The organism is Schaalia cardiffensis (assembly GCF_016405145.1).
In the GTDB taxonomy this organism is placed as follows: Bacteria; Actinomycetota; Actinomycetes; order Actinomycetales; family Actinomycetaceae; genus Pauljensenia; species Pauljensenia cardiffensis.
On sequence record NZ_JAEKIA010000001.1, the window covers coordinates 1 to 19,970 of the forward strand.

The 19,970-nt window shown below is 61.4% G+C and carries 17 protein-coding genes and 1 tRNA gene; 5 read left to right on the top strand and 13 right to left on the bottom strand.

Annotated elements, in window-relative coordinates; genetic code table 11:
- Nucleotides 1-200: 200 nt before the first annotated feature.
- The 4 genes from JFX23_RS00005 to JFX23_RS00020 all read right to left on the bottom strand — a co-directional run bounded on the left by JFX23_RS00005 (nucleotide 201) and on the right by JFX23_RS00020 (nucleotide 4,530).
- Nucleotides 201-274 (bottom strand) — tRNA-Pro (locus tag JFX23_RS00005).
- A 92-nt stretch (nucleotides 275-366) separates the two neighbouring features.
- Entirely contained in the window at nucleotides 367-942 is a 576-nt protein-coding gene (locus JFX23_RS00010; protein ID WP_198774862.1) for a signal peptidase I, read from the bottom strand.
- A 111-nt stretch (nucleotides 943-1,053) separates the two neighbouring features.
- On the bottom strand, nucleotides 1,054-1,692 hold the full coding sequence (locus JFX23_RS00015; RefSeq protein ID WP_005963713.1) for an alternate-type signal peptide domain-containing protein: 639 nt from the start codon (nucleotides 1,690-1,692) through the stop codon (nucleotides 1,054-1,056).
- A gap of 162 nt (nucleotides 1,693-1,854) precedes the next feature.
- Nucleotides 1,855-4,530, bottom strand: a complete 2,676-nt coding sequence (locus tag JFX23_RS00020; RefSeq protein ID WP_198774863.1) for a sialidase family protein — start codon at nucleotides 4,528-4,530, stop codon at nucleotides 1,855-1,857.
- Nucleotides 4,531-4,978: 448 nt separating this feature from the next.
- Here JFX23_RS00020 and JFX23_RS00025 point away from each other — a divergent pair, with 448 nt between their 5' ends.
- The gene (locus JFX23_RS00025) at nucleotides 4,979-6,151 is read left to right on the top strand and encodes an aminotransferase class I/II-fold pyridoxal phosphate-dependent enzyme (RefSeq protein ID WP_198774864.1); all 1,173 of its coding nucleotides are present in this window, start codon (nucleotides 4,979-4,981) and stop codon (nucleotides 6,149-6,151) included.
- Between the two features lie 144 nt (nucleotides 6,152-6,295).
- On the opposite strand, the gene cmk is transcribed toward JFX23_RS00025, so the two are convergent.
- The 7 genes from cmk to xerD are packed head-to-tail and all read right to left on the bottom strand — an operon-like array spanning nucleotide 6,296 to nucleotide 12,187.
- Nucleotides 6,296-7,027: a (d)CMP kinase gene (gene cmk / locus JFX23_RS00030; RefSeq protein ID WP_198774865.1), complete on the bottom strand. Its 732-nt coding sequence runs from the start codon at nucleotides 7,025-7,027 to the stop codon at nucleotides 6,296-6,298.
- A 34-nt stretch (nucleotides 7,028-7,061) separates the two neighbouring features.
- Complete coding sequence (locus tag JFX23_RS00035; protein ID WP_198774866.1) at nucleotides 7,062-8,201, bottom strand: prephenate dehydrogenase; 1,140 nt, start codon at nucleotides 8,199-8,201, stop codon at nucleotides 7,062-7,064.
- A gap of 1 nt (nucleotide 8,202) precedes the next feature.
- Nucleotides 8,203-8,952 (bottom strand): pseudouridine synthase, encoded by a 750-nt coding sequence (locus tag JFX23_RS00040; protein ID WP_198774867.1) that lies wholly within the window; start codon nucleotides 8,950-8,952, stop codon nucleotides 8,203-8,205.
- Nucleotides 8,949-9,524 (bottom strand): SMC-Scp complex subunit ScpB, encoded by a 576-nt coding sequence (scpB, locus tag JFX23_RS00045; RefSeq protein WP_198774868.1) that lies wholly within the window; start codon nucleotides 9,522-9,524, stop codon nucleotides 8,949-8,951. Before scpB ends, JFX23_RS00040 begins: the two co-directional genes overlap by 4 nt.
- On the bottom strand, nucleotides 9,514-10,353 hold the full coding sequence (locus JFX23_RS00050; RefSeq protein ID WP_198774869.1) for a segregation and condensation protein A: 840 nt from the start codon (nucleotides 10,351-10,353) through the stop codon (nucleotides 9,514-9,516). The genes scpB and JFX23_RS00050 overlap by 11 nt, the downstream gene beginning before the upstream one ends.
- Nucleotides 10,337-11,200, bottom strand: coding sequence for a ParA family protein (locus JFX23_RS00055; protein ID WP_005963739.1), 864 nt, complete (start codon nucleotides 11,198-11,200; stop codon nucleotides 10,337-10,339). The genes JFX23_RS00050 and JFX23_RS00055 overlap by 17 nt, the downstream gene beginning before the upstream one ends.
- A 36-nt stretch (nucleotides 11,201-11,236) precedes the next feature.
- Nucleotides 11,237-12,187 carry a site-specific tyrosine recombinase XerD gene (gene xerD / locus JFX23_RS00060; protein ID WP_198774870.1) on the bottom strand — a complete coding sequence of 317 codons (951 nt, stop codon included), beginning with the start codon at nucleotides 12,185-12,187 and terminating at the stop codon, nucleotides 11,237-11,239.
- A gap of 135 nt (nucleotides 12,188-12,322) precedes the next feature.
- Between xerD and tkt the strand changes: the two genes are divergently transcribed.
- The 4 genes from tkt to pgl all read left to right on the top strand — a co-directional run bounded on the left by tkt (nucleotide 12,323) and on the right by pgl (nucleotide 18,155).
- A complete protein-coding gene (gene tkt, locus JFX23_RS00065; RefSeq protein WP_233050405.1) occupies nucleotides 12,323-14,431 on the top strand; it encodes a transketolase in 2,109 nt (702 codons plus the stop codon).
- Nucleotides 14,432-14,797: 366 nt separating this feature from the next.
- The gene (gene zwf / locus JFX23_RS00070; RefSeq protein WP_198774872.1) at nucleotides 14,798-16,324 is read left to right on the top strand and encodes a glucose-6-phosphate dehydrogenase; all 1,527 of its coding nucleotides are present in this window, start codon (nucleotides 14,798-14,800) and stop codon (nucleotides 16,322-16,324) included.
- Nucleotides 16,321-17,268 (top strand): glucose-6-phosphate dehydrogenase assembly protein OpcA, encoded by a 948-nt coding sequence (locus JFX23_RS00075; RefSeq protein WP_198774873.1) that lies wholly within the window; start codon nucleotides 16,321-16,323, stop codon nucleotides 17,266-17,268. Before zwf ends, JFX23_RS00075 begins: the two co-directional genes overlap by 4 nt.
- Nucleotides 17,265-18,155, top strand: coding sequence for a 6-phosphogluconolactonase (gene pgl / locus JFX23_RS00080; protein ID WP_198774874.1), 891 nt, complete (start codon nucleotides 17,265-17,267; stop codon nucleotides 18,153-18,155). Before JFX23_RS00075 ends, pgl begins: the two co-directional genes overlap by 4 nt.
- 624 nt (nucleotides 18,156-18,779) lie before the next feature.
- Here pgl and secG read toward each other — a convergent pair.
- Together secG and tpiA are read right to left on the bottom strand one after the other, a co-directional pair.
- Nucleotides 18,780-19,025, bottom strand: coding sequence for a preprotein translocase subunit SecG (gene secG / locus JFX23_RS00085; RefSeq protein ID WP_005963759.1), 246 nt, complete (start codon nucleotides 19,023-19,025; stop codon nucleotides 18,780-18,782).
- Nucleotides 19,026-19,191: 166 nt separating this feature from the next.
- Complete coding sequence (gene tpiA / locus JFX23_RS00090; protein WP_005963762.1) at nucleotides 19,192-19,968, bottom strand: triose-phosphate isomerase; 777 nt, start codon at nucleotides 19,966-19,968, stop codon at nucleotides 19,192-19,194.
- Nucleotides 19,969-19,970: the final 2 nt, after the last annotated feature.

Genomic DNA, 19,970 nt, shown 5'->3' on the forward strand with positions numbered 1-19,970 from the left:
ACGGGCCCACACACTACGACAACGCCTACAGCCCCGACACCGGCTTCCACACCCGAAAAGGCTGGGCCGGACGCACATAACCCCCACGACACGCCCGAGCGATGCCACACTTTCCTGCCGGTAACCCCCAAACACGGATCGCACGCACTAATGAAGAAGTCCCAGAACCCTGCTCAGCAGGGTTCTGGGACTTTCATGCGTCGGGCTGGCGGGATTTGAACCCACGACCCCTTGACCCCCAGTCAAGTGCGCTACCAAACTGCGCCACAGCCCGTATTCAATTCTTCGCCGCTCACAGCGGCTGGCCGCTCGAGGCGACTGCACGATGATAGCCCACTTCGATCCTGGAACGCCAATCGGCGTGAATCAGGGCGAATCCTCAGAGGAATCCACTCCCCCACCACTCGCAGACCCACCCCAGCCCTGGGTCTTCGAGCGCTGCGAACGCTCCTTAAAGCTCATCCTGATCTGCCAGAGCGCATACACGAGCAACACCGAAGCCAGGAGGATCCTCCCGATGAACTTCACATCCGGAGTGAGGAGCATCAGCATCCGCCCAGCGAAGGGGATCGAATACTTCTTCTCCGCACGAATCTGTTTCGGCAGAACCGGCGCAGGATCGGCAGTGTCATTGGCGTCGCCCTTGAGGATGTAGGAGACACTCCCATTGCTCGCAGTGTTGCGCACGATGACACGGTGAGTGACCAGCTCATCCGAATCCGGGTGAGGCATGTAGGTGATCACTGTCCCGATCGGAATGTTCTCCCGCTTATCAACGTCAATGGGGGCGACCACGGCGAGGCTCCCAGCAGGCATTGAGGGCGCCATGGAGCCGCTGAGGATCGTCAAGGGTACCCACCCCATGACCGCTGGGATGACGGACACCAGGGTGATGAGCAGCCCAAGGACGACCAGCGCGACATACTGAGCCGCCTGAAACACCCCAAAGCGTTTCCCCTCCCGCTTCTTGCTAGCGCGCGAAACCCCCGCCTCCTCGCCAAGCTCATGGGGCGAGGAGGCGGAAGCTACGGACTTGGTGCTGTTCAGCGCCGATCAGCCCCCGAAAGGAACCTGAGCGGGACGTAGGTTCTGCTCGAGAACAACCTTGAAACCGGTGATCTCAACAGCAACACTCTGCTCAGCAGGAGCTTTCGCCCAGCCTTCCGAATGGGGTTCCTTCGTGGAATTGCCGCGAAGCTCGGGGAATGCCGAAGTCGAGTTGTCCTTCGAGCCCTGCTCGTAGACGATCGTGGCCTTCGCGGTGCAGGTCGCGCCATTGTCCGCCTGGGTGAGGGCCGCAAGGTTCGCGCTGCCGCAATCGAACTCCGAGCTGACGCTCAGCCCGTCGACGGAAGTGTCAAGGCCCTCGGGCAGGAGAGCAGCGGAAGCCCGAAGGTTCTTGCCCTCAAGGTGGAGGGTGAAGGTCGTGGAGTAGGTGACGACGTCACCGGGGACGATCTTGTCGTTCGCCGGGTCGAAAGGGACCGTCGCATCGGCGGTGTCATCAGAATCGGGGGTGTTGATGAGCCAGGATTCAGAGCCGGGCGTCTGCTCGATGGAAAGAACACCGGTGGTGACATTCGCGTCGCTTAGGGCTTTCTCGTCGTACCAGCGGGCGAAGCTCGCGCCCGAACCTGCGAGGAGAGCGACAGCTGCGGTAATGGCAAGGGCTGCACGAGTGTTACGTGACATGAAGAGTCCTTTGTCTATTCGGATGATGATTCGTGTTGGGGATTTCGCTCCACCGGAGCCCGCAGGGAGTGTGCGGGCTCCACATGGAACGTGAGGTTGTGGGATAGAAGCCCGAGGCTGCGGGGCCCGGCCCGGTGAAAAGTCGGGCCCCGCAGCCTAAGGTCACTGGGCTGCGACGAGAACGTCCCGGCCTTCGACCCGATCAACCTTCAGCGGCCCCTTGGGCACGCTGATCTTCGTGGTCTTGGGCGAGGCCGCATTCACCTGCAGGTAAGCGGTCGTGCCTCGGACGAGGGCGAGGCTATCAGCCCCATCGCCGTCCCAATCGCCGACGTACACGGTGTCGGTGACGCGACCGAACTGCACGATCGACGCGGGCTTCGCATCGATCGCATTCGCATCGAAGGTCACAAAGCGAGAGAAGGAACGCACACCGAAGGTCGGGACTCCGTCGCCGTCCCAGTCGCCCCGCAAGATCTTCGTGTTCTTCTGCCCGATCGAACGCTGCACGTAATCAGGCTTGACCGGCCCGTTCAGCGTGAGTGTGACGGGAGTTGAGGCGAGGACCTGGCCGTCGGCGCTGCGGAGTTCAGCGTTGAAGGTGTAGGTGTCGGCCTGGGCGTTCACGGGAATGTTCAGGGTGAAGGTTCCCTCAGCGGGACCCGATGCAGTGTCAGCGACTTCAGCAGGTGTGGCGCTCCACCCTTCAGGCAGCTGCGTGGCGTTGAGCGTCCCACCCTTGGCTCCGGGGGCGACATAGTTCGTCACGGAAACAGGGACCTCAAGGGTCTTCGTTCCTGCCTCGGCACTCAGCGCCTGAGCGGACATGGTCTGGCATGCGCCCTCGACCCAGCCGATCGGGAAGGAACGGTAGTAAATGCCCTCGGAATTGTTGTTGTCTTCGCTGAGCAGGCCGATCCGCCCATCGGGTAGGACGGTGATCGTCGAGTAGGAGGTGTTCTCCTCGCGGAAAACCTTCTTGAAAGGCCAGGTCTGCCCATCGTCACAGGACATCCAGATCGTGCCGTGAGTGCGGTCCCAGCGGTTGTAGTCCGAGCCTTGAGCGTTCGAGAAGAGAAGAACCTTCGCCCTCGGGTCATCGGCCGTGGCATTCGGGAAGGCGCGGATGATTTGTGCATTGTTCCGAGAGTCAATGAGGTTCGGGTCCATGTGCTCTTCGACCCAGGTTTCCCCGGCATCGTGGGACAGGGCGATGATGCGTTTTCCTGAGGAGCGGATGTCGCGCGAGTTCAACATGAGCGTCCCATCGGAAAGCTCGACGACCTTGTTCTCGTCCATATGTGAGCCGACAGGGGTTCCACGATGCCACGTGGCGCCGTGGTCATCGGAGTACACGGACACGGCCTGAGTGCCGCGCCAGTTCTTCACGGTGTACTGCTGGATGAGGCGTCCCGGGTGCGGCCCGGAGACCGTCTGAATGCCCTGGCCGGAAGCTGCGAAGTTCCACAGGTCCTCCGACTCCGGGTTCACGACCGGGGTGATGACCTTGTGCTCCCAGGTGTAGCCGTTGTCCTTGGAAATGGAGACCTCCGCCTGCATCACATCATGGTCATTGACGTCATTGCCGTACTTGCGGGCGTTGGGAAGGCCCACGCGGAAGCTCTTCACGTGGAAGTTGAAGATCGTGCCCGTCTCATGATCGACAATGTAGGAAGGATCGGAGTAGCCTTCCTGTTCGTCGCAGTCCATGCTCGGGATGCCCTTGTGGATGTAGGTCTTCGGGCCCCAGGTCACTCCTCCGTCCGTGGAGCGCTGCTGGACAATGGAGTTCGGGTTCGGCGAGTCACCATTGGGGTTCCCCTGGCAGGTCGCAACGGTGGGGCGCTCATCATAGGAGGCGAGCAGGTCACCATTCGTTGCAACGGTGATCGCGGGGATGCGGTACCGGTTCGAGCCCGCCCTGTGGATGAGTTCGATCGGGTTCGTCATCTCCCCTTCGAGGGTGGCGTCAGCATCGTGGCGCGGCCCTCCCACGGCATCGGGATAGACGCCCTGGAGGGTGAGGGGCTCGCCACTCATCGACTGGGTGCGGACGACCTCGCCATTGGCTGAGGCGCTGATCTTCACGAAGGGCGTCCAGGACTGGGAGTTCGCTTCCTCGCTGGTGAAGACGTGGCTGAGCGGGCCGCACAGCTGCGTGTCCTCCGTCTCTCCTGGGTGGCACTCGAAGCTGCCCTCTTCGAAGGTGGATTCGGTGACGGCGTAGCTTTGAGTGGCAGAGGTGTCGGCGAGTTTCACCGTGTAGTTCACGCGGTCTCCGGCCTTGTAGACCTCTTGAGCCCCCTGCTCGTCAAGAGTGAGGGATTCGATCGTGAACAGGCCCGAGGGGATCTCAACGGGGTCGCCTTCGACGCGCAGGGCGTCGATGTAGACCTTGCTCGGGTTCCTCACTTCATTCGTGTGGACCTGAACCCAGGGGGTGAAGGAGCCTTGGGCGATGTCCTCGGCTGTGATGGTGTGGGTGATGAATCCCTTGGAAGAGCGGCAGTCGGAGCGAATAGAGTCCGCGCCGGTGGTGTTGCCGCCGATTCTCCACCACTTGCACGGCGCGTACCTTTCGAGGTTTGAATCCGTGATGGAAACTGCGCGGTCTGCGCTCGCCGTGTTCGTGATGATGAGTTGGAACTGAAGAACATCGCCGACGCGGTAGGAGTCCTTGGGGCTCCACTCCGGTTCGGCCTGGATCTTCACGTCGATGGTTTCTTCCGCGTTGTCTTCGGCATACGCGGGTGCTGTACTCATCCCTGTGATCGCGAGTACGCCGATGGCCAGGATTGCTGGCAGACGGCGAACGCGAGAGGGCAACTTCGTCCTCATCGTGACTCCTGTGTCGGGGGCAGGACACGTCTTCATGTCCCAGACTTTGTTGTCTGACAAATGATATGAAGGAATGCGCGTGAATCAATACGCGAAAAACCTGACCCTGTGTCATATCGTTCGAGAAGGTGAAGCTTCTTCCAGGTCATAGGGCATCTCAGCAACTCACCCAAGCATCGACCCAGTTTTCTGCACGTTTGTTCACCGCCTGTTTCGCTCACCCGAAGACGAGCGGTGCTCAGCTTTGAACGCGAGTTCTCCGCTTCTCGAATAACGAGGAGCCGATATTCGCCTGCCTCTCCCCCACCACGGCGCGGCACATCTCTCTGCTTCGATTCTTCCCGCGCTCCCGCACTCCTCCCCACGAAAACGCCGCCCCCACCTCACCTTTGAGCGCAGAAGTGGAACGCAAAGACACGAAAGACGAGGGCGTGGGCACAATAGCGGCATGACTCGACTCTCCCAGCGCGCCCGCGATTTCCAACCCTTCTACGCGATGAGCGTCGCCACCGAGGCCGGATGCCTCGCAGCAGAGGGCCACGATGTCATCAAACTCAGCCTCGGCGAACCCGACTCCGGTGCGCCGCCGCGCGTCCTCGCAGCACTTAAAGAACTTAGCGATGGGCGCCCACTGCCCTACACGGATGCCCTCGGCGCACCTGAACTGCGTCAAGCGATCGCCACACGCTACAAAGAGCTGCACGGCCTTAACATCACGCCCGAACGGGTCTGCGTCACCTCAGGAGCATCCGCAGCCCTTCTCCTCGCCTCAGCCGCCCTCGTGAACCCAGGAGACGAGGTCCTCCTCGGCGACCCCTCCTACCCGTGCAACCGGCAGATCCTCTCCACATTCGGCGCGAAAGTCCGACTCATTGACACGACTCCCGAATCGCGTTTCCAACTCGACTCTAAGCTCGTCGAAGCGAATTGGAATGAGAAAACATGCGGAGTCCTCATCGCCTCCCCCTCCAACCCGACGGGCACCAGCGCACCCCTGGAAGAACTGGAGAAAATCGGAAACTTCGTCCAATCCAAAGGCGGCTGGCGCGTCATTGATGAGATCTACCTCGACCTCGCCGATGAACTCCCCGATGGTTCACGGCCTCGAAGTGCGCTGAGTGTTGACCCGGATGCAATCATCATTTCGAGCTTCTCGAAGTACTTTGGCATGACCGGTTGGCGGCTGGGCTGGGCGATCATCCCCGAAGACATGATCGAACCCATGGAACGCCTCTCCCAAAACCTCTTCATCTGTGCGCCGACTCCCGCGCAGATCGCCGCACTTGAATGCTTCCACCCCGAGTCGATCGCCTGGTGCGAACAGCGGCGCGAACTCTTCCACGAGCGTCGCCAAGCAGCTATCGAGGGCCTGGCTGAACTCGGACTTCCAATCAGCGTCGAACCAGATGGCGCGTTCTACGTGTACTTCGACGTCTCACAAACCGGGATGAGCGCCGACGAGTTCTGCGATCGAGCCCTCCACGAGCATTTCGTGGCGCTCACACCCGGACGCGACTTCGGGCCGCTCACCGCCACGACCCACGTTCGTTTGTCCTGCGCGGCTTCCCTGGAAGCGATCCGCGAAGGGATCTCCCGGCTCGCTCCCCTGCTCGGCCAGTGAATCACATCCACAGCCTCGAGAAAGGGCGCAGCACTCGCCTGGGGTCTCGTACGCGCTAGGTGGGGTGAGCAGAAAGGCTGAGCCGCACCCGAGGAAGCTGGAAAGAAGGAAGCTGGAAAGAACCAGCGGTCGAAGGCGCGAAGCTCAGATCACAGCGCGCGACTGAAGATTGCGGTCCACAAGGGTAAGGATCTCCTCTGCGACGCCCTCAATCCCCAGACCAGAAGAGTCAACGACATCCACGCCCTCGGCGGGAGTCATGAACTCTGAGACCGTCGCATCTGCCGTGTCGCGCTTCGTGATCTGCTCGCGCACCGACTCCATGAGCTCCGGCGTCGCCTCCCCGTGCAGCTCCAGAGTGCGGCGCCTCAAACGCTCCTCCTCATCGGCGAGTAAAAGGACACGCACATCCGCGTCAGGGCACACCACCGTCGTGATATCGCGCCCCTCCGCGATCATCCCAGAGCCAGATTCACGGGCCTCCATCATCCTTCGGCGCTGCTCAAAGGACATCCACTTGCGCACCAGCAGGTTCGTCGACACCGCAGGAATCGCCAAAGCGATGCGCGGCTCACGGATCGCCCGGGTGATCTCCACCCCATCCACGAAGTACGAGGGCGACACCGGATCCGGGTTCATCACCAAAGGCATGCGCTTCGCCGCTTCAACGACGGACTCGTGATCGTCAAGGTTCAAGCCCTGTTCGAGCGCATACCAGGTCAGGGAGCGGTACATTGCGCCCGTGTCCAAGTAGCCAATGCCGAGCCTCGTGGCGAGCAGCTTCGAAATCGTCGACTTGCCCGAACCTGCGGGGCCGTCAATGGCGATAGTGATGCCGCATCGGTCAATCGCTTCCCGGCGCTCTTCGTCATTCATTTTCCGATTGTCCTTTCAGGCCCGTGCCCACTGCTCACAAAGCATTCGTGATGAGCCGCCAGCCGCGGCGTTCCAGTTCATGCTCCGCCTCACTGAGGCGCCCCGGGTCCACCATGATTCTCGCCAAACCGACGGCCTGGCCCGCAGAATGCTCGAGAGACAGATCTTCAATGTTGATGCCGATCTCACCGAGTTCAGTGAAGAGCCTGCCCAGTTCGCCGGGCTTGTCAGGGATGAGGACTTCGAGGAGCGCATAGCGCCTGGGAGCACCACCGTGCTTACCGGGCAGGCGAGATACTCCACGATTCCCGGCCTCCATCACCTTGTTCACCGCGCCCACGCTTCCACCCCTCAAAGGCCCGCGCTGGGCAGCAGCCTTCAAATGAGTGAGCAGATCATCAAGGTCGGCGCGCAAGGGCTCAAGAACCTCAACGACCGGGCCGGCATTGCCCGCGAGGATCGCCGTCCACAACCTCGGATCCGAGGCCGCGATCCGGGTCGTATCGCGCACTCCTTGACCTGCAAGGCCCAAAGACTCACTGCGAGCTTCAGCGAGCCTCGCCGCAAGTAAAGAGGACACAAGTTGGGGCACATGCGACACGAGGGCAACCGAATCATCATGGGTTCTCGCATCCATCTCCAAAGGCACCGCACCCACGTCTCCGGCGAGCATGCGCACCGCGAGCACCGCCTGCGGGGCCGAATGCTCATGGGCGACCACCACCCACGGGCGACCGTAGAAAAGATCCGCGTCCGCTGCGCCGGCCCCTGAGCTTTCACGCCCCGCCATCGGGTGACTGCCCACATAACGGGCGGCGAGCCCCTCCTGCTGCGCTGTGGCAAGAGTAGTGAGAACCCTATCGACAACCGCTGACTTCACGGATGCAACATCGGTGACAATCGCTGAAGGGAAATTGCGAAGTGCATCAAGGATGCACAAGTCGGCGACATCCGGGGGCGCTGCGACAACAACGAGACTCGGGGAAGGATCCGTGATATCCGACAGGGGCACTCCCGCGCCAATGTCTTGGGCGAGACGCAGAGCCGTCGGCGAAGTGTCATGCAAATACACGTCAACGCCCGCGCCCCTCAGGGCGAGCCCAAGGGAAGCGCCGAGGAGCCCCGAACCGACAATGAGGACGGGTCCACTGGTCGCGACGGGGCGGGAAGACATCTCAGAGCCCCACGCACGAGTAGAGGGCCTTGAGGGCATTGCCCTTCACACGACGCGAATTGCCCGGCTGGAGGCGGTCCAAGTGGATCGGCCCGAAAGCGGTGCGCACGAGTTCACGTACCGGGTATCCGACCTGGTCCATCATGCGGCGCACCAGGCGATTACGTCCCTCGTGGACGACGATCTCGACGCTCGTAATATCCCCATAAGTGTCGATCACCCGGAAAGCATCGGCCTTGATCGGGCCGTCTTCAAGCTCAATTCCCTCCATGAGTCTGCGCTTGACGAAAGGCTTGACCTCGCCGTGAACGCGGGCCACATAGGTCTTCGGGACCTCATAAGACGGGTGAGCGAGACGATTCGCGAGCTCACCATCATTCGTGAGCAAAAGCAGACCACTGGTGTTGATGTCGAGGCGGCCCACGTTGTAGAGGCGCTCAGGGTAGTCGACGACGAGGTCCGCCAAAGTCGGACGCCCCTCCGGGTCGCTCATCGTTGACACCACGCCGACCGGCTTGTTGACGGCGATGACCACATGCTTCGCCTCGTCAAAGAAGACCCGCTCCCCGTCAACGTGGACGCTTTGCTTGTGAGGATCAATGCGGATCCCCTGGGAGCGGACGACCTGCCCATCGACCTGGACCCGTCCCTCGGCGATCAGTGTTTCAGCGGCACGACGCGAGGCGACTCCAGCCTGGGAGAGGGCCTTTTGCAGACGGATCCCGCCTTCGACGTACACATCTTTCCTCATAGGAGTTCCTCCAATTCGTCCAGCTCCTCGCCGGTCGGTAGATAAGGTGCGAGAGGCGCGAGCTCATCAAGGGAAGCGAAACCCATTTTTTCAAGGAATTCGCGGGTCGTTCCATAGAGCCTGGCACCGGAAACGGACTCTCCGACTTCTTCGATGAGTCCCCTCGCCACTAGCGTACGCACGACGGCGTCAACGTTCACGCCACGAATATGCGAGATGCGCGACCTCGACACGGGCTGACGGTACGCGACGACCGCAAGAGTTTCCAGGGCAGCTTGGGAAAGGCGTGAAGTCGCAGAACCCACAATGAAACGGCCCACGAGATCAGCCCAGGGGCGCGCCGAGTAGATCCTCCAGCCCCCTGCGCTCTGCCTGAGTTCAAAACCATGCGCCCGGCCCCCGTCCTCACCCCGGTACGAGGCCGCAAGATCCTCCAAGGCTTCGAGGACGAAAACCTCTTCCGCGTTCACAGCCTCGGCGAGCTGGGCCGCTGGGATGGGTTCGGGGGCGACCATGAGCACCGCCTCAAGGGGCGCGAAAAGTTCACGAGTGCGTGGACACTCATTCGTCATCTGCTTCTCCTTCGATGAATCCAAGCCCGGAGTAGTCGGCCTCGTCAATATCGATCACCGTATCCTCATCTCCCGTCCACACGAGCTCGAGCTCGGCCAGGGGCTCATCTTGGTTCACGTCGAGAGCATGCCGACGGTAGAGCTCAAGGACAGCGAGGAAACGGGAAACGACGACGCGAGCGGATTCGGCGTCCGCAATGAGCTCATGGAAAGTCAAAGCCTCCGCCGCTTTGAGTCTCTCGGCAACGAGGATCGCCTGGTCTCTGACGGGCACGACCGGATCATGTAAGTGAGTGGTGACGACCTCGGGGTCTTTCGAGGACAGAGCGTGGGCTGCGGTGATCGCGAGGTCTTCGGGGCTGAGCGTCCAGATGAGTTCAGGTAAAAGCGCCGCGAAGTGCTTCTCGAGGGGTGCTTGACGTGGGATAAAGTCGGCGTTCATGTCCAGGGCTTCTTTGATCTTCTCAGAAGCGCCCTTGAAAGCCCGGTACTGCAAAAGCCTAGAAAAGAGAAGGTCTCGTGCCTCCAGGTCCTCTCTTGAAATATCCGAGTCGACCTCGGTCCTGGGCAGCAAACTCACCGACTTCATATGAAGCAAGGTCGCGGCAACGACGAGGAACTCGCTGGTGCGCGACAAGTCGGGAAAAACCTTCATATGGGCGAGGAACTCGTCCGTCACCTCAGAAAGGGCGACCTCGGTGATGTCGAGGCGTTTGCGCGCGATGAGTTGGAGGAGCAGATCGAAAGGCCCCTCGAAAACATCGAGGACGACCGTGAAGTCATCAATGACTCCCTGGCTGCCAGAATCGGAATCAGGCTGCGTCGCCACGGGCGATGAGTTCACGTGCCAGGCGCCGGTAGGCCTGGGCTCCCGGATGGGTCGGCGCGTAGGTCGTGATCGGCTCGGTCGCAACCGAAGCGTCTGGGAACTTCACGGTGCGCGCAATCCTCGTCGTGAAGACCAGGTCACCGAAAGCTTCATCCAAACGTTCAAGGACCTCACGTGAATGGAGGGTCCGCGAATCGACCATCGTCGGGACGATGCCGTCGATCTTGAGTCGCGGGTTAATCCGGTCACGCACCGTCTCGATCGTCTCCACGAGGAGCGCTACGCCTCGCAGCGCGAAGAACTCCGTTTCAACGGGGACGATCACACCATGAGCTGCGGTCAGGGCATTGATCGCGAGTAGGCCGAGGGAGGGTTGGCAGTCGATGAGGATGATGTCGTAGTCGTCTTCGACGTGGCGTAAAACACGGGCGAGGGCGGATTCGCGTGCGACCTCGGTGACGAGCTGGACTTCCGCAGCGGAAAGGTCAATATTCGCCGGAATGATGTCGAGGCCTTCAACGCAGGTGGGGCAGATCGAAGACTCGACCTGAGCTTTCGGGTTCATGAGGAGGGTGTAGATCGTTTGATCCATGTCGAGGGTGTTGATGCCCAGTCCGACAGAGGCCGCGCCCTGAGGGTCGAGGTCGACAATCAGAACCCTGCGACCGTATTCGGCGAGAGCAGCCCCCAAATTGATGGTGGTCGTCGTCTTGCCGACACCGCCCTTTTGGTTGCACATGGCGATGACGCGCGCCGGGCCGTGTCCGCTCAGGGGCACGGGAATCGGGAAATCATTGGGGTCAGGGCCAATGTCACCGGGCAAAGTGGGCTGCACGTCTTTCGTCACACGACGATTCTAAGTCATGAGGCCTCTTCAGGCGCCCTAGTGAGCCTCCTCAGGGGCCTTCGCGAGGGCACGCGGGTGGCTCGAACGATAAACCTCCAGCAGGGTCGTCGGCGTCACTTTCGTGTAGATCTGCGTCGTCTGCACGGAGGCGTGTCCGAGGAGCTCTTGCACATCACGGATCGAGGCCCCGCCCTCGAGCAGATGGGTCGCAAAAGAATGACGCAGAGTGTGCGGGGAAATGTGTCCTTCAAGGCCAGCGCGCTTGGCTGCGCGCTGGATGATCTCCCAGGCGCTTTGACGTGAAAGCGGGGCGCCGCGCGTGTTGAGGAAAAGAGCTGCATTCCCCTTGCCCTTGTGTGCGAGCCCCGGGCGGCTCCTCACAAGATATGCTCCCAGCGCGTCTTTCGCGAAAGAGCCAAGGGGCACGATGCGTTCCTTGCGGCCTTTACCGTAGAGGCGCACGACCGGCAGGTCCTCGTCAAGATCAAGGTCATCAACACTTAGGCCCACGGCCTCCGACACTCTCGCGCCCGTCGCATAGAGGAGTTCGAGCAGCGCAGAGTCGCGCAATGCGAGCACGTCTCCTCCTGTTTTCGCGGCCTCGAGAAGCGCTGTGACCTCGTCGACGGGAAGAGCTTTGGGCAGGCGCGTGCCCAGCTTCGGGGAAGTGATCTTCGCGGAAGGATCCTTCGAGCTCAGGCCCTCGGCGAGGAGGAAACGGTGGAATGAGCGGATGGATGCGCTCGCTCTTGCGATAGAGGATGCGGCGGCCGGTTTTCCAGCAATCTCACCGCCAGACAGGGCAGCCAAGTGCTGTTCAATATGGGAAGCGCTCACCTCCTCGGTCCGGGTGATGCCCTGGGCGCAAAGGGCGTCGAGGTAGCGGTCAACATCGCGCCGGTAGTTGGAGAGGGTATGAGCAGAGGCTCCGCGTTCAATCCTCAAATGCGCGAGCCAGTCCTCTTCCGAATCCTTCAAGAAGTGCATGTGCTCGAGCCTAATCTGTCTCGCGTGTCCTCATGGTTTTCCAGCTGTGAACGATAAACCTGCTTCGTGTAATTCCTGTGCTTTCCACCTCGTATTTCTTCGCTACACTTTTCAGCGCATAGGAAATGCCCGAAGATGGGCTTTAACGGCATGGAGGCCGAAGTGACACTCAAGTGGAACGAACTTGACGACCGTGCGGTAAAAACCGCGAAGATTCTTTCAGCTGACGCAGTGGAGAATGTGGGTTCCGGCCATCCCGGCACCGCGATCTCTCTCGCCCCCGCCGCCTACCTGCTGTTCCAGCGCCACTTGCGTTTCGACCCCAAGGATCCGCGTTGGCTGGGCCGTGACCGTTTCATCCTCTCCGCAGGCCATTCCTCGCTGACTCAGTACTGCCAGATGTACCTCGCCGGTCAGACCCTTGAGCTTGAGGACATTAAGGCGCTGCGCTCCCAGGGTTCCCTCACCCCGGCGCACCCCGAGTACGGCCACACCGAGGGCGTCGAGATCACGACCGGCCCGCTGGGCACCGGCATCGCTTCCGCCGTCGGATTCGCGATGGCCGCGCGTCGAGCGCACGGCGTTTTCGACCCCGAAACCCCGATGGGCGAATCCGTTTTCGACCACAATGTCTTCGTCGTGTCCGGTGACGGCTGCCTCCAAGAGGGCGTCTCCGCTGAGGCCTGCTCCCTTGCCGGCACGCAGAAGCTCGGCAACCTCATCCTCCTGTGGGACGACAACCACATCTCCATCGAGGATGACACCGACATCGCTTTCACCGAGGACGTGCTCGCCCGCTACGAGGCCTACGGCTGGCATGTTCAGCGCGTGGATTGGCTGTCCGAAGACGGCTCCTACAGCGAGGATATCGCCGCCCTCGACGCGGCCATTAACGAGGCGAAGGCCGTCTCTGACAAGCCCTCGATCATTGCTCTTCGCACAATCATCGGCTGGCCGACCCCCGGCAAGCAGAACACGGGCGGCATTCACGGATCCAAGCTCGGCACGGAGGCACTGCGCGGCCTGAAGGAAGCCCTCGGCACCAACCCCGATGCCATGTTCGACGCTGATCTTGAAGCCGTCGAATACGCCCGCCAGAATGCAGCCGAAAGGGCTGCCGCTGCGAAGGCCGAATGGGAGCCCCGCTTTGAAGCGTGGAAGGCCGCGAACCCGGAGAAGGCCGAACTTCTCGAGCGCATCCAGACCGGCGCCCTTCCTGAAGGCTGGGAGGAGTCTCTGCCGAGCTTCGAAGACGGCAAAGCCGTGGCGACGCGCGCCGCATCCGGAAAGGTCATCGGCGCCCTCGCTGATGTTCTGCCTGAACTCTGGGGCGGTTCGGCCGACCTGGCGGGTTCGAACAACACTCTCATGCCCGGCCAGCCCTCCTTCATCCCGGAAGAACGCAACACCAAGGCCTTCCAGGGCAACCCCTTCGGACGCAACCTGCACTTCGGTGTGCGCGAGTTCGCGATGGGCACGATCATGAACGGCATCGCCGCCGATGGTCTGGCCCGCCCCTACGGTGGCACCTTCTTCGTGTTCTCTGACTTCATGCGAGGCGCGGTGCGTTTGGCCGCCCTCATGGACCTGCCCGTCACCTACGTGTGGACCCACGACTCCATCGGGGTCGGTGAGGACGGTCCGACCCACCAGCCGATCGAGCACCTCGCCGCTTATCGTGCGATCCCGAACCTCGCAGTGATTCGCCCCTCCGATGCGAATGAGACCGTGGCCGCGTGGAAGGCGGTCCTTGAGCAGCGTCACCCCGCGGCCCTCGTCCTTTCGCGTCAGAACCTGCCGAACCCGGCTCGTGGCGGCGAAAGCGGGCTGGCCGGTGTTGAAGGTGTCGTGAAGGGCGCGTATGTGCTCGCCGACGTTGAAGGAACCCCGGACGTGATCCTCATGGCCTCCGGCTCCGAGGTTCAGTACGCGCTCGAGGCCCGTGAGCTTCTTAGCGCTGAGGGCGTCAAGGCGCGAGTCGTGTCCGTTCCCTGCATGGAATGGTTCGAGGCTCAGCCCGACGAATACAAGGAATCGGTCCTCCCCACCGAGGTTCGTGCCCGAGTGTCCGTCGAAGCAGGAATCGCCCTGTCGTGGCGCGGCCTCGTCGGCGATGCGGGTCGTTGCATCTCCCTGGAGCACTTCGGTGAGTCGGCTTCGGGCGACAAGCTCTTCGCCGACTACGGTTTCGACGCCGCTCATGTCGTCGCCGCCGCGAAGGAGTCCATCGCCGCAGCCAAGTGACGATCCTTCCCTCTTTTCGGCCCCGTCCTCGTTCTTCACGAGGGCGGGGCCGCCCCGTATTCGGGCGAAATCGTTCGGGGCATTCCCGCATTCAAAAGCCCGTGTCTGCACCTGTTCTCGCCAAAGGGCCTACTCGCATTGATCTGAGCGCCAATCGACACAGCAGGAGGCACCCGTCTTCCCCCCTTTTCTCAGGCTCTCGACCCACAGCATGCTGACACGGAGGCGATCTGCGAATCCTCCTCGCAGGCCATGAATCGTGAAGCGCCCTCCGGCCACGTCAGGCACAAAAACGCCACGGCGAATACCATCGAGGAATCGGAGGAGACCAGGAGGACTCTCCCCCAGTGACCTGAAAGGAAACCCGTGCCCACACCCACGGTTGATCTGCGAGATCCACAGGACCGGCGCCTGCCGAGAATCTCCCCACCCTGCGGGCTCGTCATCTTCGGGATCACGGGCGATCTCGCCCGCAAGAAACTCCTTCCAGCGGTCTACGACCTCGCGAACCGGGGCCTGCTCAACCCCGCTTTCGCACTCACCGGCTTCGCCCGGCGCGATTGGAGTCGCGCCGACTTTGAAAACTACGTGCGAGAAGCCATCGAGAAAGGGACACGCACAGGCTTCAACGAGCGCACCTGGAACCAACTCCGTTCAGGCCTGCGCTTCGTCTCAGGCACCTTCAACGACCCAGAGGCCTACCGCAGACTCGCCGACACCGTCGCCGAACTCGATGAAACACGCGGCACCGGCGGAAATCACGCCTTCTACCTGTCAATCCCGCCGTCCTCCTTCCCCCTCGTTTCCCAAAGGCTTGCCGAAACCGGCCTCAACCAGCGCAAAGGCAAAGAGTTTCGCCGAGTCATCATTGAAAAGCCCTTCGGACACGATCTCGCTTCCGCACGCCTCCTCTCCGATGTGGTCTCACAGGTCTTCGACGAGAAAGACGTCTTCCGCATCGACCACTACCTCGGCAAAGAGACTGTTCAAAACATCCTCGCAATCCGTTTCGCGAACACAATGTTCGAACCCCTGTGGAATGCGAACTACGTCGACCACGTGCAGATCACGATGGCGGAAGATATCGGAATCGGCACCCGCGCCGGATACTACGACGGGATCGGTGCCGCACGCGATGTCATCCAAAACCACCTCCTGCAACTCCTCGCCCTGACCGCGATGGAAGAGCCCGTGCGTTTCACCCAGGAAGCGCTGCGAGTCGAGAAAGAGAAAATCCTCTCTGCTGTCCGCCTTCCCGAGGATCTCGATGCTTCAAGCGCTAGAGGCCAGTACGCGGCTGGATGGCAAGGCGGCACACAGGTCGCCGCCTTCCTCGAAGAGGAAGGTATTCCAGCTGACTCGACGACGGAGACCTTTGCCGCCGTCAAACTCTTCATCGACTCGAGGCGTTGGGCCCACGTGCCCTTCTACCTGCGTGCAGGCAAACGCCTGGGTAAACGCGTCACCGAAATCGCCGTCGTCTTCAAAAGAGCCGCTCACGTGCCTTTTGAAAACTCCGAACTCACCGAGTCCGGACAAAATGTTCTCGTCATCCGAGTCCAACCCGATGAAGGCATGACTTTGAAGTTCGGTGCGAAAGTCCCCGGCACTGAAATGCAGGTCCGTGATGTGACTATGGACTTCGGCTACGGCCATGCCTTCACAGAGGACTCACCGGAAGCCTATGAAAGGCTCATCCTTGACGCTCTCGTCGGATCGGCGCCACTGTTCCCCCACCAGAGGGAAGTGGAACTGTCCTGGCAGATCCTCGACCCGATCCTCGCCCATTGGGAGAGGACAGGCGCTCTCGAACAATATCGGCCCGGCTCTTGGGGTCCTGCTTCGGCGCACGACATGATGGCCCGCGACGGGCGAGCTTGGAGGCTCCCGTGATCATCACCCTCAAGGACACCACCAGCCACGAGATCGCCTCCCGGATCGTGAGCCTTCGCGAGGATCGCGGTGCGACAACTCTTGGGCGCGTCCTCACGCTCATCATTGTCGTACCCGACCTTATTGACGTTGATCGTGCCATCGAGATCTCGGACGCCGCTTCGCGTGAACACCCCTGCCGTGTCATTGTGGTTGTTGACTCGCCAGTTACTGAAGGGGCGGCTCGACTCAACGCGCAGATCCGCGTAGGAGACGCGGCAGGTCCCTCTGATGTCATTGTTCTTGAGCCGAAGGGCCAGGCTGCCTCCGCCCTCGACACCCTCGTCATGCCGCTCCTCTTGTCGGATACCCCGGTCGTCACCTACTGGCCCGTCGCCGCCCCACACAACCCCGGTGAGCATCCGCTCGGCCGGATCGCGATTCGCCGGATCACGGACTCGAGGGGTAGTGAATGCCCTTTGAAGACCCTCCTTGGGCTTTCGCAGCATTACACGCCTGGAGATACGGACTTGGGGTGGGCGGGAGTGACTTTGTGGCGTGCGCTTCTCGCGACGATTGCCGCCGAGTTCGACCAGATGCCCGTTTCCGTGCTGGTGAGAGGACACGAGACTCATCCTTCCTCCTACCTCGTTGCTGCCTGGATTCACCGGATGCTCGGTGTTCCCGTAACGCGCCAAACGGATCCGCATGCCTCAACCATCACAGGGGTGCACTTTTATTTCGCTCATGGTTCGGAAGTGTCCTTGCAGCGTCGGGCGAGTTCGAATGTTGCGCATCTGCATCGCAGTGGCCTGGCCACAGCGGATGTGAATCTTCCGAGGAGGAGCGTGCAGGATTGCCTGATGGAGGAGCTGCGCCGACTCGACCCGGATGTGCTCTACGGGGAGCTGCTCACCAGGGACTTGTATCTGCTTCCCGAGGCTGCAGAGCGGATCGCGCAATGAGCGAGCTGCCGGACTCCTGTTCCCCTGAGCTCCGCGTCTTCGATTCTCCCGATCTCCTCGTCGAGGCTGCGGCCCGCACGATGTGCGCCGAGCTTGCAGCGCTGAGCACCGGGGCCGAGGCTCTTGAGAAGAGCGCCGGTCCTGCGGAGCTGAATACCAGGGCCGTGCTTCATGAGCAGAGCGCCGGACATGCAGAGCTACGTACCGGGGTCAAGGTTCATGAGCAGAGCACCGGGCCTGCGGCGCTGAGCACTGAGCGTGTGTCGATTGCGATTGCGGGAGGCTTCGTCTCCCACAAGCTCCTCCCCCGCTTTCGAGATTTCGCAGAAGGGATCGATTGGAACAGAATCGACGTGTTCTGGGTGGATGAACGCTTCGTTGCAGCCGAAGACCCGGATCGTAATGATACAGAGGCAATGCGGGCTCTTTTCAACGAGTGCGAAGGCGTGCGCCTTCACCCGATGCCAAGCGACGAAGGCCAGTCCCTGGAGGATGCGGTTGCTCGTGCAACTTCCCAGTGGAGAGACATCACTGGTGGTGCAGCCTTTGACTTGGTGATCCTTGGGATGGGGCCCGATGGGCATATTGCGAGCCTCTTCCCCGGGCGTCCTCTCCATGAAGATCGTCCCCTCTACGCGCTTGACGACTCCCCTAAGCCTCCAGCTCGTAGGATCACGTTCTCGCTTCCTGTGCTTCGCGCGTCGAAGCGGATTCATCTCATTGCGGCGGGAGCTGCGAAAGCGGAGGCGCTTGCCCGGGTCCTCGCTGAGAACGAAGAGCTCGAGCACAATCAGAACACGTCAGCGGATTCCCTCCTGCCTGCTGCGCGAGTACTCAGCGATTCTTCGCTCGTCTGGGCAGATTCGGAGGCTGCGGCGCTCATCTGAGCTCAGTCGCACAGCATGGGGGTGTCGGCCCGGATCCCCTGTGTGGCTGGGGCCTTGGTCTGGATAGCTCTCGTCGCGAAGGCATTGGTCTGGATACCACGGGCTGCAGGGGGCTTTCGTTCTTACGCTCGCGCGGATTCCAGGGTTCCCGTCCTATTCCTGCCCTATGACGCTCATTTCTGCCGGGAAACCTGGAATAGGCGAGGCCGTCCGCCCGGAAACCTGGAATAGGCGAGGCCGCCCGCCCGGAAACCTGGAATAGGCGATGGTAGTCGGAATGGTTTGGCCTGAGCACGAGTAGCCAGAAAAGTCTGGGGCTGCCGTGCTCCACAGAGGCAGACGATAAACGAAAGTGGAACCTCAATCCCCCGTACATGTTGTGAGAGGCGTGCCCGTGACTGCTCCTCTTGAGGGGCGTACTTTTGACGGCATCACTTGAGGGATATGCCGCTGATCTTGTTGAATCCCGGTGCTGTCAACGACGAAATGCGACTACAGGCAAGCAATTCTTGCAAGCAGAACAATCCCACTCGCAGGCCTCTCACGAAAGTAAAAGCCTTCAAACGAAGGAAGGGCTCAGCCGACTCAAAGCCCTGCAAAACCCGAAAGATTCCACAAAGAGTCTTAGAAGACCCACTTCTGCATGAGGCCGTAGCCGACGATGACGACGACCCACACGATGAGCACACCCAGGGTGATCCGATTGAGGTTGCGCTCTGCGACACCGGAGGAGCCTGCGCTCGAAGAAATGCCTCCGCCGAACATGTCGGAGACGCCACCGCCCTTGCCCTTATGCATGAGCACAGTGAGGGCGAGCAGGATGCTCGTCAGGACGATGAGCACGAGGAAGGTGATCTTCAGAGCGGCCACAGTGTTCCCGATTCTTCAGTGGAGAGCCTCGGCGTGAAGCTCAATCGATAGTCAACCTGTTCGAGTTTAACGGAGCAGCATGAAGGGGGCCAAGCGGCATGCCGCTTGGCCCCCACTCAGCCTCATTCAGGCTCAGGCGTAGAAACACGCCTCACCCCGAACAGACTCAGGCGTAGAAGCGCGCCATCTCGGCGAAGGACTCAGCCTTCAGCGAGGCACCTCCGATGAGGGCACCATCGATGTCGGGCTGAGCCATGAGCTCCTTGATGTTGCCCGGCTTCGCGGAGCCGCCGTAAAGGACACGAGTGGCCTCGGCGGTTTCAGTTCCGAAGTCCTCTGCGAGGGCCTTGCGGATCGCACCGCACACTTCCTGCGCATCCTCAGAGGTCGCGGTCTCACCCGTGCCAATCGCCCAGATCGGCTCGTAGGCGATGACGATCTTCGCGACATCCTCAGCGGACCAGCCAGCCAGAGCCGCGCGGATCTGGCCGAGCACGAACTCGACGTGAGTGCCGGCCTTGCGGACCTCGAGAGCTTCGCCGCAGCACAGGATCGGGGTCATGCCCGCATCCAGGACCTTGCGAGCCTTCTGGCCGACAAGCTCATCGGACTCGTTGTGGTATTCGCGGCGCTCCGAGTGGCCCATCACGACGTAGGTGCAGCCAAGCTTGTCGAGCATCGCGGTCGAAATCTCGCCCGTGTAGGCGCCATTGTCGTGGATGGAGACGTCCTGGGCACCGTACTTGATGCCGAGTTCGTCGGCGTCAACGATGGTCTGGACGGTGCGAATATCGGTGAACGGGGGGATCACGAGGACCTCGCACTGGGCGTAGTCGTGGTTGTGATCCTTGAGTTCCATGGCGAGGCCCTGGACGAGGTGGTTCGCCTCGAGGTGATCGAGGTTCATTTTCCAGTTGCCGGCCATCAACGGGGTGCGTGCCATGT